Annotated in this window: 16 protein-coding genes; 8 read left to right on the top strand and 8 right to left on the bottom strand. The window is 38.8% G+C overall.

Features of this window, described 5'->3' with window-relative positions; genetic code table 11:
- The first annotated feature begins 7 nt into the window (after positions 1-7).
- On the top strand, positions 8-628 hold the full coding sequence (locus ATS76_RS06910) for a fumarylacetoacetate hydrolase family protein (protein ID WP_058404241.1): 621 nt from the start codon (positions 8-10) through the stop codon (positions 626-628).
- Here ATS76_RS06910 and ATS76_RS06915 read toward each other — a convergent pair.
- The 3 genes from ATS76_RS06915 to ATS76_RS06925 all read right to left on the bottom strand — a co-directional run bounded on the left by ATS76_RS06915 (position 579) and on the right by ATS76_RS06925 (position 3,126).
- Positions 579-1,502, bottom strand: coding sequence for a hypothetical protein (locus ATS76_RS06915; protein WP_058551574.1), 924 nt, complete (start codon positions 1,500-1,502; stop codon positions 579-581). The two genes, ATS76_RS06910 and ATS76_RS06915, sit on opposite strands and share 50 nt — an antisense overlap.
- Positions 1,503-1,629: 127 nt before the next feature.
- A complete protein-coding gene (locus tag ATS76_RS06920) occupies positions 1,630-2,682 on the bottom strand; it encodes an aldo/keto reductase (RefSeq protein ID WP_058551575.1) in 1,053 nt (350 codons plus the stop codon).
- A gap of 12 nt (positions 2,683-2,694) precedes the next feature.
- Positions 2,695-3,126 carry an acyl-CoA thioesterase gene (locus ATS76_RS06925; protein WP_058404244.1) on the bottom strand — a complete coding sequence of 144 codons (432 nt, stop codon included), beginning with the start codon at positions 3,124-3,126 and terminating at the stop codon, positions 2,695-2,697.
- A gap of 145 nt (positions 3,127-3,271) precedes the next feature.
- On the opposite strand from ATS76_RS06925, the gene ATS76_RS19280 reads away from it, so the two are divergent.
- From ATS76_RS19280 to ATS76_RS06935, 3 genes are all read left to right on the top strand, one after another.
- Positions 3,272-3,448, top strand: coding sequence for a hypothetical protein (locus tag ATS76_RS19280; RefSeq protein WP_171034614.1), 177 nt, complete (start codon positions 3,272-3,274; stop codon positions 3,446-3,448).
- Between the two features lie 73 nt (positions 3,449-3,521).
- The gene (gene dinB, locus ATS76_RS06930; protein ID WP_058551576.1) at positions 3,522-4,574 is read left to right on the top strand and encodes a DNA polymerase IV; all 1,053 of its coding nucleotides are present in this window, start codon (positions 3,522-3,524) and stop codon (positions 4,572-4,574) included.
- A gap of 116 nt (positions 4,575-4,690) precedes the next feature.
- Entirely contained in the window at positions 4,691-6,226 is a 1,536-nt protein-coding gene (locus ATS76_RS06935) for a M17 family metallopeptidase (protein WP_058551601.1), read from the top strand.
- Between the two features lie 52 nt (positions 6,227-6,278).
- Here ATS76_RS06935 and ATS76_RS06940 read toward each other — a convergent pair whose 3' ends face one another.
- Together ATS76_RS06940 and ATS76_RS06945 are read right to left on the bottom strand one after the other, a co-directional pair.
- Positions 6,279-7,916 (bottom strand): methyl-accepting chemotaxis protein, encoded by a 1,638-nt coding sequence (locus ATS76_RS06940; RefSeq protein ID WP_058551577.1) that lies wholly within the window; start codon positions 7,914-7,916, stop codon positions 6,279-6,281.
- A 200-nt stretch (positions 7,917-8,116) separates the two neighbouring features.
- Positions 8,117-10,342 carry a S9 family peptidase gene (locus ATS76_RS06945; RefSeq protein WP_058551578.1) on the bottom strand — a complete coding sequence of 742 codons (2,226 nt, stop codon included), beginning with the start codon at positions 10,340-10,342 and terminating at the stop codon, positions 8,117-8,119.
- A gap of 113 nt (positions 10,343-10,455) precedes the next feature.
- On the opposite strand from ATS76_RS06945, the gene ATS76_RS06950 reads away from it, so the two are divergent.
- Together ATS76_RS06950 and ATS76_RS06955 are read left to right on the top strand one after the other, a co-directional pair.
- Complete coding sequence (locus ATS76_RS06950; RefSeq protein ID WP_058551579.1) at positions 10,456-10,854, top strand: HIT domain-containing protein; 399 nt, start codon at positions 10,456-10,458, stop codon at positions 10,852-10,854.
- A 32-nt stretch (positions 10,855-10,886) separates the two neighbouring features.
- Positions 10,887-11,414 (top strand): hypothetical protein, encoded by a 528-nt coding sequence (locus tag ATS76_RS06955; protein ID WP_058551580.1) that lies wholly within the window; start codon positions 10,887-10,889, stop codon positions 11,412-11,414.
- Positions 11,415-11,460: 46 nt separating this feature from the next.
- Here ATS76_RS06955 and ATS76_RS06960 read toward each other — a convergent pair whose 3' ends face one another.
- Complete coding sequence (locus ATS76_RS06960; RefSeq protein ID WP_058551581.1) at positions 11,461-13,149, bottom strand: dipeptidyl-peptidase 3 family protein; 1,689 nt, start codon at positions 13,147-13,149, stop codon at positions 11,461-11,463.
- Positions 13,150-13,435: 286 nt separating this feature from the next.
- Between ATS76_RS06960 and ATS76_RS06965 the strand changes: the two genes are divergently transcribed.
- Positions 13,436-14,275, top strand: a complete 840-nt coding sequence (locus ATS76_RS06965; RefSeq protein ID WP_058551582.1) for an HDOD domain-containing protein — start codon at positions 13,436-13,438, stop codon at positions 14,273-14,275.
- 73 nt (positions 14,276-14,348) lie between these two features.
- Here ATS76_RS06965 and rdgC read toward each other — a convergent pair whose 3' ends face one another.
- Together rdgC and ATS76_RS06975 are read right to left on the bottom strand one after the other, a co-directional pair.
- Positions 14,349-15,266 carry a recombination-associated protein RdgC gene (gene rdgC, locus ATS76_RS06970; RefSeq protein WP_058551583.1) on the bottom strand — a complete coding sequence of 306 codons (918 nt, stop codon included), beginning with the start codon at positions 15,264-15,266 and terminating at the stop codon, positions 14,349-14,351.
- 90 nt (positions 15,267-15,356) lie between these two features.
- Positions 15,357-17,117 (bottom strand): sensor histidine kinase, encoded by a 1,761-nt coding sequence (locus ATS76_RS06975; RefSeq protein WP_058551584.1) that lies wholly within the window; start codon positions 17,115-17,117, stop codon positions 15,357-15,359.
- 386 nt (positions 17,118-17,503) lie between these two features.
- Between ATS76_RS06975 and ATS76_RS06980 the strand changes: the two genes are divergently transcribed.
- Complete coding sequence (locus tag ATS76_RS06980; protein WP_058551585.1) at positions 17,504-17,869, top strand: response regulator; 366 nt, start codon at positions 17,504-17,506, stop codon at positions 17,867-17,869.
- Positions 17,870-18,042 lie beyond the last annotated feature (173 nt).

Below are 18,042 nucleotides of genomic sequence, written 5' to 3' on the forward strand. Positions count from 1 at the left end.
AAATTATATGCAGTTTATAACACTAGACTCTGAAAGATTAACGCCTTCAAAAGTGGTGTGTGTGGGTCGAAATTACACAGCCCACATTGCAGAGTTAAATAACGAAACTCCCGATGAAATGGTGTTATTTAACAAACCTAATAGTGCCATTACTCACTCTTTAAAAGCGCTTCATAATGATGATGTTTTACACTACGAGACAGAATTATGCTTTGTAGTAAAAAATAAAAAGTTTGTAGGTATAGGATTAGGCCTTGATTTAACAAAGCGTACCGTACAAAGCAAATTAAAAAATAAAGGGTTACCTTGGGAGCGCGCAAAGGCATTTGATGGCTCTGTTATTTTTAGTGATTTTATTGCGCTAAGTGATAGCACTCAACAATTTACATTTGAGCTAAAAATTAATGGTGTTGTTACGCAACAAGGCGATACTCATTTTATGTTGCATAAACCCGATGCAATTTTACAAGAGATTAGCGAGTTTATGCACTTAGATGATGGTGACGTAGTGATGACTGGCACACCTTCAGGAGTTGGTGAGGTTGTTGCAAACAGTACCTTTACCGTTGCTTTATTCGCTAATGAGCAGTGTTTGTTGGAACAGCAATGGAAGGTTGTTCAAAGTTAATAACCTGCTGTTGATAATGTTTATTAAAGTCAGCAAAATTAGAGTTTAAAAAAATATGCTGGCTTTTAATGTATTCAGATGATTGTAAAATGGTCGCCTTTAATGCGTCATTAATTTTTTTTATAGCTTGAGATGCAAAGTTATTTTCTGCTTTTACAGCACAGCCCACAGCACCTCGTATAAAGTCAGTTTCGTTTCCAGCCAAAGGGAGACTAACTATGTTATTAAACCTTTCTTGTTTATTAAAGTAGTCTGCCATAAATGGGTAATCAATAGAGTAATCTATAAAACCATGACTTAAGCGCGCAATGACAGCCTGGCTTTCATTTTCACTACTCCAACTAAGTGACGAGCTATTATTGCTTTTTGTGTTGCTAATAATTGTGTTTATTTTATTTGAGAACTTTCGTGCGGCAGCTTGGCCGTAAATGTAGTGTTGATCGGCTAATAAATTAATTAAATTGATTGGTGAGCCATATTTTTTGGTCAATTTAGGGGCTAATTCTTTAGTTGTTAATACGAAAAATGGTGGATAAACCGTTGTTGGGTTTGATAGTTTGAGTATGTGATTATTATTCTTTTTATAAATAACACATGGAAAGCATACATTTTTACCTTCATTTAAATACTTATTAATACGCTGCTGTGGAACAACAAGCCGTGTATGCTTTACATCAGTGATTGTGTTAATGAGTTGCTCTGTCAGGTTATCGCAAAGGCCACCCTGTGGCGCTTTATCGCTTTTAGTTATGTGAAACGGAGGGGTGTAGCTTTGTAGCCAAATTATTTCTTTAATGGACTCTACTTTCTTAGCAGTGCCAAGCGCTGTAAACGATGTAAGTAACAAACTAATTAATAATACGCGTTTTGCCATTGCACAGACTTTTTTAAAAATTAATACTTTTAGTATAGGTAATAATTAACAATCATTTTTATTAGTTTTAAAAAAAGCAGGTAGTGATTTACCTGCTTTAATATTAATTTTAAGGTACACACTTAAGCTAATAAGGCATAGGGAAGTTTTTAAAAATAGTTCCTATGCTTGCTAAGGTTTCGTCATTTAAAGTAATGCTAAATGCGTCTATGTCTTCTTTTAACTGCGCCATAGTTGTAGCGCCAATGATAGAGGACGTTACTCCATCAACCTGATTACACCACGCAAGTGCAAGTTGCGCTGGCGTCATGTTATTTGCATATGCGAGCTCGGCATATTGCTTAGTTGCTTGCTGAGCATTGGGTGTATCTCTAAATATTCCATTTCGCTGTGCAAAGCTCCATCGAGAACCTTCAGGGCGAGCACCATTAAGGTATTTACCTGTTAATAAACCGGCCGCGAGGGGTGACCAAGGTAAATAGGCAATATCTTCGTGTACACATTGCTCAATTAAATAGGGCCAGTCTTTAGCATGGGCTAAGCTAAATTCATTTTGAATAGACACCATGCGTGGCAAGTTATGCTCTTTGGCTAAGCTTACAAATTGACTTATACCCCAGGGTGTATCGTCAGAAAGCCCGCAATGTTTGATTTTACCCGCTTTAACACAATCGTTAAGGCCTTCTAAAATATCAAGCATGCCAGCTTGGTGAGCGTGCGTATCCACATCACTAAATTTGAGTACTCCTGGCCACTGCCTTGCAAAATGTGGCGTTGAACGATTAGGCCAATGCAGTTGGTACAAATCAATATAATCGGTTTGCAAACGCTTGAGGGAATTATCAACCGCCTCTATAACTGCTTGGCGCGTTATATCGCCACCACCTCGTACCCACGATAGGCCATTACCTGCTATTTTTGTTGCCAGTACTATGTCGCTACGTTTTTGTTGATTACGAGAAAGCCAGTCGCCAATAATATGTTCTGTTTTACCGTAGGTTTCTGGTGAGGGAGGAACAGCGTACATTTCAGCTGTATCAATAAAGTTTACGCCTCGATCTAATGCATAGGCTATTTGCTCGTCTGCATCGCGTTGGGTGTTTTGAACGCCCCAGGTCATACTGCCTAAGCAGACTCTTGAAACATCAACACCGCTACTACCAAGTGGGCTGTATTGCATAAAAATTCCTTATTACTCGTCTTGGGCGTATTTTACTAAGGCTGACAAAAGTGGCTCTGTAATAGGCGCTTTTGCACCCGTTTTAAAATCAAACATGACTACTTTTGATGTGCCTGTAGTGGTTATGGCATTTTGTGCGTGACTAAATATACTGTAATTCATAACAAATCGGTCGGTTTTAATATCTGAAATAGTCACGCCAACAGTTAGGGTGTCTGGAAAGGTAACCGGGCGTTTATAGCGAACCGTATTTTCACTTATTACAGGGCCAATACCACCAGGTTTAATGGTGTCGAATAAGTTTAGTTTATTTAAAAAGTCTATTCGGGCTATTTCAAAATAACGCAGGTATACCACGTTGTTAACGTGCTGAAGGGCATCCATGTCGGCCCATGCTACAGTGATGTCGGTATGAATTGGGTGATTATCTTTGAACCTTTGCATGTACTTATAGCTCTTAACTTTAAAGCACTTAGGTTATCAATATGAACTAGCGAGCTCAAGGGAATTTATAATTAGGTGGTTTTAAAAAACTTTGTAACCAATTGATTTTGGTATACAGTTAAAAAACACACACAGGAGCACACACATGCAAAATATAATTAATTGGTTATTAGCTAGTTTAGTTTTTATAGCGTCGTTTACCTGTTATGCAATGGGTAACGCCTCTGGTGCTATTATTCTTATTTTGGCAGGTTTCTTTTTTGAAGTTTTGCTTTGGCTACGAAGCATGAAAGAGCAAGAAAACAATAAACGTCTTTTTTAATTGCCACTAAGCTTGATTATCAATAGTGATTACATGATAATAGCTGTATAAATAAACAGTGTTTATTGTGGTGATGAAAAAGTTTATACACATAGATATGGACTGCTTTTATGCGGCGGTAGAAATGCGAGATAACCCAAAGCTTGCAAATGTACCGCTTGCTATTGGCGGCAACAGTCGGCGCGGCGTGTTATCTACTGCCAACTATATAGCCAGAGAGTTTGGCGTGCGCTCTGCGATGTCTAATTACCATGCTAAGCAATTATGTCCTGATTTGGTTATTGTGCCCGGACGTATGGCTGTTTATAAAGAAATATCGAGCCAAATACGCGAAGTGTTTAGTCGCTATACCCACCTTGTAGAACCACTTTCTCTTGACGAAGCTTACCTTGATGTTACTGACAGCCAAGCCTGTAAAGGCAGTGCTACACTTATTGCTCAGCAAATAAGGGCTGACATATATAACGCAACAGGATTAACAGCTTCTGCGGGTGTGGCCCCCGTTAAATTTATTGCCAAAATAGCCAGTGACGAAAATAAGCCAAATGGCCAATTTGTTGTACTACCTAATGAGGTTGACCAATTTTTGGAACAGCTGCCGCTAGGGAAAATTCCTGGTGTGGGTAAAGTGACATTAGAGAGGTTAAATCTTAAAGGGCTTTATACTGGAAGGGATGTGCGTGAAAAAGGGGTGAACTGGATGCAGCAGCATGTGGGTAATTTTGGTGTATCGCTTTATCAAAAATGTGCGGGAGAATACATTGGTAGCGTTTCAACTGAGCGGATACGTAAGTCGCTAAGTGTTGAACACACCTACGAATACAATAAAACCAGCCTCCAAGAATGTTTGGATCAGATCCCTAGCTTAATTGATGAATTAACACGTAGGCTTGATAAGCAACAATTACAAAGTCGTATCAACAAACTGAGTGTAAAAGTGAAATTTGCTAATTTTGTGGTTACGTCAGCCGATCAGGCTTATCACCAATTAAATACCGAAATTTTTGTACAGTTATTTACTAAGGCGTACCAACGAGGGTTGCAGCAGCCTGTTAGGTTATTAGGTATTGGCGTCGGTATTAAAAGCCAGCCAGAGCGTAACTTACAATTGAGCATTTTGGATTAATGCGTAAAATTTTTAACAAGCGTTTTAGATAAATTAAACGCTTATCGCATCTTACTGGTCTTCAATATACAAATCGACGATAATAAAGGTCTATGTTTTTAACAGGACCTGTATTTATGGCATACCCTAAAGCCGTGTTAGCCCAAGTTACAAGCGCTAGCCTTGAATGTGCATCACATGACGCACTGATCATCATAAGTGATGACTTTTCTCAATTACCTAATAACTCGCTACGCGATGCAGTTTTAGCTCAGTCAAAAATTGATGCGCGCATTGGCAAGCAAGTAACCTTACTTGTTATTGACAATAAGCGCGTGATTTTAGCACCAACAGGACCATTAAATAGAGATTATGACGATGTCCGTCGTTATTTTGATGCCGCTAAACTTGCAATTAATGAAGCTAAGTTATCAGGTAGTGTAAACCCAGCCTTATTTTTACCTAGCTTGTCAGGTGATAGCCGTTATCAGCATGCGCTAGAAGTTGCATTTTTAGGTATGTGCCAAGCTCTTTGGCAGCCATTAGAAGCACGTGAGCACCATGGCGAGGGCATTGAACCGATAGCCACTATTGGGTTAATTAATGCGAGCTCGCAAACTGTTAAAGCCGTTAATGCGATTGCGGCTGGCCAGTATGCTGCTCGTGATTTATGTGGTACTGAGCCTGAGCGTATGGCGCCCCCTCGCTTTGCAGATTATTGTGTTGATTTATTTAAGGGCACAAATATAGCTGTTGATGTTATTGACAATATTGCTGACATTGACAAAAACTACCCCATGTTAAGTACTGTTGCGCGTGCATCTTATGCGGTTGAACGCCACCACCCACGCGTTGTAAAACTTGAGTATGTACCTGAGGGCGAAGTGACCCGTACACTTATGTTTGTTGGTAAAGGCCTTGTTTACGATACCGGCGGTGCTGATTTAAAAGTGGGTGGTTACATGGCTGGTATGAGTCGTGATAAGGGGGGGGCTGCGTCGGTTGCAGGCTTTATGAAGGCCGTTGCTGATTATCAACCAAAAGGTGTAAAGGTTATTGCTTACTTAGCGGTTGTGCGTAATTCAATTGGGTCTGATTGTTTTGTACCTGATGAGATAATTACCAGCCGTGAAGGTGTGCGCGTACGCATTGGTAATACTGATGCTGAAGGGCGTTTGGCAATGGGTGACCTATTAAGCGAAATGAAAGATTTAGCTAAAACAGAAGTTAATCCTACACTGTTTACCGTGGCAACGCTTACAGGTCATGCTGCACGAGCTATGGGACCTTATGGTGCCTATGTAGAAAATGGCCCAGCACGGCTTGCTAAAGTGTCTCGCCAAATTGCTGATTGTGGTGATTTATGGGCAGATGGTGCTGAAGTATCGCGCTCGCGCCGTGAAGATTACGATTTTATTAAGCCACGTACCCTAGCAGATGATGTACTTTCAAGTAATAACGCCGCTTCAGCGGTTACTGCACGTGGTCACCAGTTCCCTATGGCGTTTTTAGCTGTTGTTGGCGGACTTGATAAACACGGAACTGACGCTGCACAGCCATTGCCATACGTGCATATGGATATTGCAGGTAGCGGTGTTGAAGGCGGTGATTGGCAACATGGCAAACCAACAGCGGCTTCTGTTGCTAGTTTATTTGCCTGTTACTGCTTATAAGTAGTTAACTGCTTAGATTAAAAAGCCCTGTTTAACAGGGCTTTTTTTATACTCAATGTAATTTAAACCGATTAACAACAGATGAAAGCTCTGTACTACTTTGTTTGAGCTTGTCACTTGCGCTGTTAAGTTGCTTGGTGTTATCTAACGACTGTTCAGTTGATTGAGATAAGTCGTTTATGCGTAAGTTTACCTCATCTGCAGCTTGAGTTTGCTGCTCTGTTGCACGTGCAATTTGGCTGTTCATTTCAGTGATAATAGAAACGAGTCGTTCTATTTCATTAAGTGAGTTATTAGCAGAGGACGCCTGTTCGACAGTTGATACAGAAAGTGTTTGGCTAGCTTTTACTGCGTCTACAGCCGCACGGGTACCTTCTTGTAGCTTGCTGATCATTGATTGTATTTCATCCGTGCTTTGCCCCGTTCTACTGGCAAGTGTACGCACTTCGTCAGCAACTACTGCAAACCCCCGGCCATGTTCACCCGCTCGTGCGGCTTCAATTGCAGCATTCAGTGCCAGTAGGTTTGTTTGCTCCGAAATACTTCTAATTACATCAAGTACAGAGCCTATGTTTTGGCTTTCATTCGCTAAATCTTCAGTTACACGGCTTACTGTTTCAATGTTTGCTGAAAGTGTTTCTATGGCGGTTATTGTTTCTGCGACGACATGTTTACCCGTTGATGCATTTTGTGCTGCATCGTTAGCTGCTTGCTCTGCGGCTTCTGCGTTGCTACTCACATCATGTATTTGGTGGGTCATTTGCTCCATTGCCGCTGCAACTTGTGTCGAGCTGTCGTTTTGTAGCTCTATGAATGATTGGCTAGTTTTTGTTGAATCGTCAACGGTGTGGGCGTGTTCGTTAACATCGTTTGCACTTTTTGATACGTGCTCCAAAGATTCACGCATTTTAGAAACAAATAAATTAAATGAATGCGATAGCTTCGAAATTTCATCGTTACCTTCTTCATTTAAAGTACGTGTTAAGTCGCCTTCACCTTGCGAAATATCTTTCATCATATTGGCAGCAAGTCGCGTCGGTAGTAACACACTTCGCCCTATAAAGTAGCTAAATGCAATAACAGCTACAATCATCACCACAGCATTTAAAATAATAAGATTCCGTTGAGAGGAAAAGGCCGCATCAATGGTGTCTAAGTAAACACCTGAGCCAATTATCCATTGCCATTGGTTAAACCCCTTTACAAAGGCGATTTTATCAACGGGTTGCTCTTCGCCGGGTTTTGGCCATTTGTAAGGAATAAAGCCTTCGCCGTCTTTTTTAGTAATATTTACCATTTCAACAAACAACGCTTTACCGTCTGGGTCTTTATTGTTTGTTAAATCTTTACCCTCTAGGGCAGGTTTTATTGGGTGCATTACCATTTCTGGTTGGTAGTTGTTTATCCAAAAATAATTAGTTTTATCGTAGCGAAGGGCACGTATTGCACTTATTGCCTGCGTTTGCGCCTGTTGCTGTGTGAGTGTGTTGTTTTGTTCGAGTGTGTAAAAGTGTTCAATAATACTATAAGCGGTTTCCACTACATTTTGTGTTTTTAGGTATTGTTCGTATTTAAGGGCTTTATATTGGTTATTTAAGCTAGATACACTCAATACAATTAAGCCAAAAATAACAATGCCAACCAACATAGCAAAACGCTGAAAAATACTAAAACGTCGAAGATTAAACATGTACGTATCCTTTATTTATTTGCACAAAAAAGTGCACCAAATAAGTTTAGTAAAAATATGCATTTAATCTAGGGATTGTTTATCTTTCGAGGTTAAATTTACATCTTAATATGAACCATTAAACCAAGGCTGAGTTTTAGGTTGGCTATAAATAAAAAGGCTGATTAAAAAATCAGCCTTAATAAGTTAGTTACTATTTGTTATTTAACATCAAAATGACGATTAAAGAAATTCGTAATAGTTTGATGTAAATGAGTTTGAACCTGTTTACCGCGTAAACTATGTTTTGAACCAGGGTAGGTCATCATTTCAAACTGCTTTTCACTGTCTTGCAGTTGTTTAAATAGTTTAGTTGCATGGGTAAATAATACATTGTCGTCTGCCATACCGTGGTAAATCATTAGTGGTCCTTTAAGGCCATCGGTGTATGGAAATACTGCGCTGGCTTCATACCCTTTTGCATTCGTATCAGGGTGGCCCAAATAACGCTCGGTGTAATGGGTGTCATATAATGCCCAATCTGTTACAGGCGCACCTGATACTCCGGCATTAAAGTAGTCACCAGCTTTAAACATGGTCATTAATGCCATGTAACCACCGTAACTATGGCCGTATATGCCAATGCGCTTAGCATCTACGTAGTCAAGTGTACGTAAAAATTCGACCCCTTTAATTTGGTCTGCTACTTCAACGTCACCTAGATTTTTGTATATAGCGTCTTCAAACTTTTTACCACGGTTGTACGAACCACGGTTATCAAGTTGAAAAATTACATAACCTTGTTGCGCCATATATTGAAAGTATAAATTTTTGCTTCGCCAGCTGTTTGTAACGCGTTGAGCATGTGGACCGCCGTATACGTTTACAATGACAGGGTGCTTTTTACCCGCACTCATATTAGTTGGTTTGAACAAGCGGTAATGCATTACCTGTCCATCTTCAGCTTTAATTGTGCCGTATTCAGGTTTAGCTAAATTACTTAGGTAAGGAGTAAGTGGATGGTTGTTATCTAGCTTGTTTTCTTCAAGCCAAGTAATAAATTCGCCGTTAACTTTGCGCAGTGCTGCTGAGTTTGGTTTGTTTACTGAAGAACTTGTATCGATGAACGTTTTACTATCTTTTGCAAGCACTACGTTGTGGTACTGGCCTTTCTCAGTGATTCGTTTAGAGTCGCCTTTTTTAAATAAAGGCGCGCTGTATAAATGGCTTTCAAGAGGTGTATCTTTTCTGCCAGCAAAATAAACTATGCCTTTTTTCTCATCAACGCCTTTTAAGCTATCAACAGCCCAGTCACCCGATGTAATTTGACGAACTAACTGTCCATTTGTGCGGTAAAGGTATAGGTGCTTGAACCCATCGCGCTCAGAGGCCCACACAAAGTGTTTTTTGTCTTTTAAAAATACCAGATCAAAATGAAGATTAACCCATGTGTTGCTGTTTTCGGTTAATGCCACTTTTTGCTTTTTAGACTCCGAGTCATAAAAACGTAGTTCTAAAGTTTGCTGTGAGCGGTTTTGCCATTGGTAAGAAAGTGTTTTGCTGTCTTTTAACCATTTAGCACGGGCAATGTATATGTCTTGATTTTTACCTAAGTCAATCCAATCAACTTTTTGATCGTTTAATTTAACGACACCTAACTGAATTTTTACGTTGTCGGTACCGGTAAAAGGGTAGCGCTGATTAAATAATTTTACTTCGTCGGCATATATTTCGTTACGAATAGCTTCTTTAACGGGGGATTCATCAACACGGGTGTAAGCGATTTTAGTTTCATCACCAGACCACCAGTAACCTGTCATGCGGCTCATTTCTTCTTGCGCTACAAACTCAGCCATGCCATTTTTAATAACGCCGCCGCCATCTTGGCTTAATTGAATTTCTTTACCTGAATTAAGCTCTAACGCATATAGATTTTGCTCTCGTATAAACGATACGTAGTTACCTTTTGGCGAAAAGCGTGCGTCGGTTTCAAATGCTTCTGTGTTGGTCAGCTTTTTACTTTTAGCTGAGGCTAAGTCGTAGTAGTACAGATCACCATTAAGCGGAAACAAAAGCGCTTTACCATCGGTTGACCATGTGTACTCTAGGATGCCTTTGCCAAAAATACGTTGGCGTTCACGGCGTGCCTTTTCTTCATCTGATAGGTTTTCAGGGCCAGAAAATAATTCGGCTGAATCGACTAATACGCGATTAGTGTTATCGTTTAGGTTGTATTCCCACAAATCGTAGCGGTTATAGTCGTCAATTTTACCTTGTAAATAGGTTACACGACTTCCATCTGGCGAAAATTTAAGTTGAACGGGAGATTTACCTGACAGGCTTGGGTCATCAAAAATCCGTTCTAGCGATAAAGGTTTTGCTTGAACACTGATAGCACCAACAATAAGTGGTACAGCAAGTGAGAGGTGTTTTATTTTTTTTAGCACAAGGTTACCTTAGCTCAGTATAAATATTATTTTGAATGGTAAAGCCAAGCGTGTGCAACTGCAACTAAATGCTATAAAGTAGCAATTATTAAAGATTAACAAGGATAAACACAATGACTGAGAGTCAATTTGAACTGGCTGTTGAACTTCAACGAGATTGTATAGAGTTAGCCGATTGGCCTCTTTGCAAGGTGCTTTTATTAAACGATAGCCTGTATCCTTGGTTTGTATTAGTACCAAGGCAAGCTGGTTTAAAAGAAATAATCGACTTATCTGAAGACGATCAAGTGGTGTATTTAAAAGAGTCTGCAAAACTAAGTAAGTTACTTATTGAGGTTTTTAACCCAGATAAATTAAACGTCGCGGCTTTAGGGAATATAGTGCCGCAACTACACATTCATCATATTGCACGATTTAAAACTGATAAGGCGTGGCCTGCGCCAATATGGGGTAAGTTTGCGGCAGTCCCTTACACTGAAGAACAAATAGAAAAAATAAAAGCACGTTTTTAAAAGCGAAAACATTTACACAAGTGAGGATTAAAATGAAATTACTTAAAACCCTGAGTACGAGCTTATTTGTTATTGCGTTATCGGGCAGTTATGTTGCTGCTACTGAGCAGGTAAATAATACCGAGGTTGTAAAAAAGGCTGATATTAAGAACTTTGCTGTTCATAGTAACCTTGTGTATTCGGCTGCACAGCCCAGCAAAGAGCAATTAAAGCAATTGTCTAAAGCAGATGTGAAGCACGTTATAAATTTACGTGGGACAAATGAACAAGATTGGGATGAAGGTGAGTTTGTTCAAACGCTTGGTATGGGTTATCACGCATTGCCTATTTCTGGTGCGCAAGATATTACAGTCGCGAATGCACGCAACTTAGCAAATTTACTTAAAAAACTAAACGGTGAGCAGGTTTTGGTTCATTGTGCTAGTAGTAATCGAGTTGGGGCTTTAGTTGCTATTTCAGCCCATGAAGACGGGTTAAGTATTGATGAGGCGCTTGAAAAAGGAAGGCGCTGGGGAATGAAGAGCCTGGAATCTAAAGTGCGAGATGTTATAAGTAAATAAAACTAAAGGCGTTACACAGTTAATTGTAACGCCTTTTTAGTTTAAGTTAGTTAAGACCAAGTACGTCTTTACCTTGCTTAAAGGTGACATCTACTGGAATGTTAGCTTGGCTTAGTTTTTCTAAATCTTTGGTGAGTGACTCTTTAATATCACCATGGGTTGCAATTAGTTGGTCGACTTTTTGGTAATCGCCGTCACCTTGCAAAGTTAAAATTAGACGAGAAAGCTTAGCCATAGCAATACTCATTTTTTCCATGTTGACGCGGTAAAAGCCTTCTTCATTTTTAGAAAATGCGCCTTCTTGTGCAAAGAAGTTAAAACGAATCATATTCGCTTTCCCGTGTGCACTTGACGCGCCAAAACGCACTGAGCGGAATATGCCGGCCATAAAGGTAATGTAGTAATCTTCAATGGTTCCTTCGCTGATCTCGCCTTTATTTAATAATTGCTCAACCATGTATAAACCTAAAATGTCGGCTTTACCTTCTTCAAGTGCACTTGCGTGCTCTTGTAATGATTGGCGAACCGTTCCTTTACCTGTAATCGTATTTTTAATACCTAAACCATGCGCTACTTCATGAAACATGGTGTTAGCAAAAAAAGCATCAAAGGTAATGTGCTTTCGTTGCTCAGGCACAATTAACTGCTCTGAAATAGGCACTAATATTTTATCAAATTTAGCGCGCATAGCATTTTTAAGTTGTAGGCGGCGCGTGCCTTTTTCTAACTGGACTTGCTCATCGTTTGGTAAGTTGATTGCAATGGTTTTGCTGCCGGCATTTGAATGACCAGCATAATAAACAACGTCATACGCGTTTAAGTCTGCATCTGAACCGGGGACTTCATGTTTATATTTGTCATCAACAGGTAAACCTTTTTGAAGCTCAGGTAAAAAGGCTGCAAACTTGGCAAGACGCTCGCTCCATTTTAAATCTTTAATTAATACATAAGATTCATAGGCAGTACGATAACCAAAAAGTTGGTCTTCGTAGGTTTCAATTGGCCCAATAACCACATCGATTGGGTTATTTTTCATGTCCATCCATGCAAAGTCAGATACCTGAAAGTCATCTTTTTGAAGCGCGTCAGCTCGGAGATTTAAGTAATTTGCAAATTCTTTATTGTCGGCAAGTTTGCTGGCTTGGCGAAGTAGGTCAGCTGCTTTTGCAAGTTCTGTTGCGTACTCTTTTGAGTAAGGCACGCTGTAAAGCTTACCTTGTTCGTCGCGTTTAATAATTGAGTAGAGGCCTGTTTTATCTTCTACGTCCGCGTTATTAAGCTCTTCTTTAGTTATATCAGCAGGGTAAAACTGTGCACCCAGTGGCTTTTCTTTATAGCCTGAAAGAAACGTTTCATCGCCATTTAAACGGTCCCACGGACCGTAGTTTATATCGGCAAATTTGCGAATTTGTTGATCAGTTAGTTTTGCTAAAAAGGCATCTTTATCTTCACCAAATGCTTGTTTCCAAAATAAGGCATCCATTACTTTTGACGCGTCAATCAGAATAGCAACCATTGCCTTTTGATTATCACTTAAGTGTGATAAATCGCTTTGTAAGCTAAAGTCGGTGTATATGTCTAAGCGTTGTTTATCAACATTAATGAGCTCAGGCCCCATTACTTTTACGGGTGTTTGCGATGTGGTCTCTGAAGATGATGACGGTTGTTCTGAACATGCACTCAGAAAAACAACACCAGAGAGTAAAATGGCTTGGCTAATTTTATTTAAGATCATTATTTTGCCTATTTAAAAGTTAATTTAATAATGGGTAGACGCTTGTTTTGGGGCTCATTGGCGGCACGCTACTATATTGTGACAGCATTAAAGCAAACCTAAACAGTAAATAGCAAGTATTAGGCGGTGTATGGTAATTGTGTTGTTGAAAATAAGAGAGCAAAATAAAATTATATAATTTCCTTAACTTTAACGGTAAGTTAGGCAATACTGATGTAAGTTCATTATTATAAAAATTAACTGTTGTAGCGTGTAGTACTATTACAACTAAAAGGATGACAGCTTTATGTCTACAGAGAATGCATTATTAACAATATTAGTTGATAGAATAAATAACGATACACTTGTATTACCTACATTACCTGAAGTTGCGGTTAAAGTTCGCCAAGCTGCAGACAACCCTGAAGTTAATTTAATGCAAATGTCGGAGGTTATTTCACAAGATCCTTCGTTATCTGCTCGTATGATTAAAGTAGCTAATAGTGCAATTATGGGACGTGCGGTTAAGGTATCTACCTTACATCAAGCAGTTACCCGCATTGGGTTGCGTCAAATTAAAAACATAGCGACAGCAATGGCTATGGAACAATTATTTGTTTCTAACAATGATCTTATCAAAGGCTACATGGGTAAAGCGTGGCAAAAAACATTAACGGTGGCGAGTCATTCAATTACGTTAATGGATTTTTACTTACAAAATAATAAACGCACGTCGTTAAATCGCGATTCAATTACGTTAGCGGCTTTAGTTTATAACATTGGTGTATTACCTATATTAACTGAGGCTGAGCGCCACCCTGAGGTGTTTGCAAATCCTAGCTTTTTAGCACATGCTATTCAAAAGCTAAGTGGCAAAATTGGGTCATCAATCATGGATGCGTGGGAATTCCCTGTTGAGTTTTCAGATGTGGCATTAAGTTGGGCTGACCCAAGCTATAAACCAGAACAAATAAGTTATGTAGATTTTATTCGAATTGGGGCTATTTTAGAGGGGACTTTACAGGTATCTGATAAATCAGCAGCTCTACAAACTTATATTGATAAAGGTGTTATTTCATCTATGCAGTTGTTCTCAAGCGATGAATACAATGAAATGCTTGTAGACGTAAAAGACATGTTTAGCTAATTAAGCCTTAAATTTAGCGCAATAAAAAAGCACGATTAAATATCGTGCTTTTTTATTGCTATTTAACGCGTGTTTAGAGGGTAACTAAATCGTCAGCATCGCCTAAACCTTGGGTTAGCTCTTCTAGCAATTGTTTAATTTCTTCAGATGCTAAAATAAAATCGGCATCAAGTTTTACTGCCATATCTTCTTTAGGTATGTCAGCGTTTTCTTCTTTTAATGTATCTGAATAACTCAAACGTTTGATTGAACCATCATTTTGTAGCATGAATTTAACACGCTCTTGCCAATCGAGGGCTAGTTTAGTAACGCGTTTACCACTTTCAAGGTGTGATTTAACTTCATCACATGACAGATCATGGCCTTTTAATTTAACTTGCGCGCCACTGTCATCAGCTTCTTCAAGTTCAGCGTCAGAGCCAATTGCAAAGCCTTCTGGTGTGGTAAAGTTAGTTAGCCAATCAGTTAAAAATACATCAAGGTCATAATTTGCAAATGCAGGCACGACAGGGAGTGTACCTAATGATTTGCGTAATAGTGCTAAAAGCTCTTCAGCTTTATTAAAGCTTGCACTATTTACTACAACCCACCCATTTTCTTGGTCAATAAATGCAAACTGTAGGCTCGACTTTTTAAATGCTTGAGGAAGTAAGGTATGAAGAATATTTTCTTTTAATTCGTCTTTTTCTTTCTTTTTAACTGGACGATTTTCTTCAGCTTCGATTTGGTCAACTTTTTCGGCAACTAATTCGTTTATTACAGAAGCCGGTAATACTTTTTCTTCGCGTTTAGCACATACTAATATACTCTTTTGAGAGAAGTGAGAAAGTGCTTCGCTATGCTTTCCAAATGCTTTAGTCCAGCCAAAGGTAGAGAGCTCTTGGCCTGTACAAGGGCGAAATAGGTCTTGTTCTAGAGCTTTATCAAAGTCTTCTTGTGTGTACGAAACATCTTGTTTAAAGCGGTAACAAATAAGGTTACTAAACCACATAGGGGAGATAATCCATCTGAAAAATTTGCTCAATCATAACAATAAAAGTCGCTCCTCGAAATGACTGATTAACGACTATTTAAATTAACTCTAATTGAATATAGACAGAGGCTTAGCCATATTTTTAGGAAATTGTATAAAATATTGCAATCCTTGGCCTGGCTCGCTTGTCGCTTCAATTGAGCCGCTTAAAGTTTGCTTAACTAAATTAAACATTATGTGAGTGCCCAAACCACTACCACCTTCATCGCGTTTGGTGGTGAAAAACGGATTGAATAATTTTTCAAGCTGCTCAGTGGTGACTCCGTTGCCGTTGTCTTTGTAGTTAATGGTTAGGTTGGTTTCGTCACTTGTGATGTTAATGTCCATAACACCATTGGTTTTACCTTCAAAACCATGAATGAGTGAGTTAACAATGAGATTAGTAAATATTTGGCTTATGGCGCCGGCTGGCAAATTTAATACTAGGTCATCAGGGCACTGTAGATTAATAGTGTGCGATGTTTTTTTCAATTTAGGGTGAAGCGATCGTATTACTTCATTTACATAATCTTTAAAGTTTATGGTACGCACAGCCTCACTGGCTTGGTCTACAGCAATTTGCTTAAAACTTGCAATGAGGTCTGAGGCTCTATCTAAATTTGTTGTAAGCAAGCTTGTGCTTTGCTTAGCTTCGTTAATGAATTCTTCTAATGCTTTAGGGGAAAGTGTTTTTCCAGCATAGGCACTTTCGAGCTTATTTAAGCGCTCTTCTAAAAATGATACCGCGGTTACACCAATGCCGATGGGGGTATTTATGTCGTGAGTGATCCCCGCAACTAACCCTCCTAAAGCGGCCATTTTTTCTGTACCAACAAGTCGTTCTTGAGCAAGTTTTAGCTCGTCAATGTAACGTTGTGATTCTGTTTGCTTAGTGAGCAGTTCCTGCTCGGTGCTTCGGCGCAAGTCTATTTCGTCTGTAAGGACTATTTTTTGTTTTTCTAATTCATATTTTTGCTGTTGTAATTCCATCATTGCTTGACTTAAATTAGACGTTTTTCGGGCAACATCTTGCTCTAGCTGAATATTATGTTGGTCTAATTTTTCGTTGCTCACAATTAATTTGCTTTGAGTTCGCTCGAGCTCTTTTCTGTACTGAACAACCTTATCGATTAGGTTATTAAAAGATTGCTCCATTACTTTAAGTTCATTGTGCTCTTCGGTCTCAATTTCGATGTGTTGCCCTTCTAGCTCATCGAGTTGTAGGTTTTCGATTTGTTCGGTGAGTTGATAAAGTGGGTCGGTAAGTAATTTTCTAAAAGCCATTAAGAATAAAATAATTAAAAATGTTGTTTTAATCATGGCATTACCAATCAAAAAGTAGATTGATACCATTATTCTACTCAGTACCACTTCTCTGCTGGAGAATAACGTTACATCACCTACTTGCGTAGCCCGTCCTGAAAATTCAAAAATGAGTGGGAAAGTATAGCCAAATAGCCCTGATTTTGAGTCTTCCAACATGGCTTCTTCTTGAACAAGTTGCTGGCTGTAGAGTTTATGAATATCTAAAGAGCGACCAAGTTGTGAAATAACCTCGCCACTATCATCACGCACAATAATTCCCTCAATCATAGGAATAGCTAGCAGGCCCTCTGCGGTCGTTATTGTTTGCTTTGTATTAAGCTCCCAAATTGCTCGTGTTAAACTGCGGCTAAAGGTTTTTTGCAAAGTGGCAAGTTCATCTTTAATGTAATCTTTAGTATTTATGTACTCGGCAAGTACCTGCCCGCATGTCACTACAAAGGTAAGCAAAAAATAGACCGATAACACACTGGTCAGTAATCTTTTAGAAAGGCTTTTTTGTAGCATGGGGTATCAATAATTCCTTGAACTTTAATTAAGTATTTGCACTACTATTTAAAATCTAGTCAATAAATGCTTAAAAACAAATAATAAATGATTTATTTTATGACAAATAAAGGCTGATTTTTGTTTTTGTTTATTACACACTACCTATATCGGAGTGTTTGTATATTATTGATAAACTAATTGTTGTTTGTTTTTTATGCATTTTCGCAATAGTAAACTATCCCTTTTAGCTTGTTAAGTTTATTCAATAATAGATTGTTACAAAATGTGGACAAAAAGCACAGGTATTTTGTAGTAAATATAGGTACCATTGTACAAAAATACGACCTTGCTACCGACCGTTGTCCTTAATGACATTAATTATGCTTATTTAGTAGTTTTATAATATGAATTTTTCTATTTTAGTGTGTGATGACTCGACAGTTGCACGAAAACAAGTAATCAGATGTTTGCAACAGTGTATAAATGCCGATATTCAGCAAGCTACAAATGGCGCACAAGCTATTGAATTACTAAAAACGAACCGTTTTGATTTGTTATGCCTAGATTTAACCATGCCTGAAGTTGACGGGGTTGGTGTTCTTGAATACATAAAAACAAACAAGGTTGAGTGTTTTGTACTTGTTATTTCTGCTGATATACAGGAGAAAATGAAGTTGCGAGTGGCTAAATTAGGCGCTATCGATTTTATAAACAAACCAATAGGTAAAACACGAATGAATGGTGTTTTGCATAAATTTGGCATTCACTAGGTTTTTTTATGTTAAAAAAGGCTGTTTTATCTTTTAATTTGCGCTTGACAGCATAGCCTTTGTTAGTGCAGTCTTACCCCATGAAAACATTTAATCGCGTACTGACCATTATTATTACAACCACCATTCTTACTGGATAGTGGCATAGGTCGGTGCAACAAATTTAAAGGCCT

Source organism: Pseudoalteromonas sp. 10-33 (genome assembly GCF_001469195.1).
Lineage (GTDB): Bacteria > Pseudomonadota > Gammaproteobacteria > Enterobacterales > Alteromonadaceae > Pseudoalteromonas.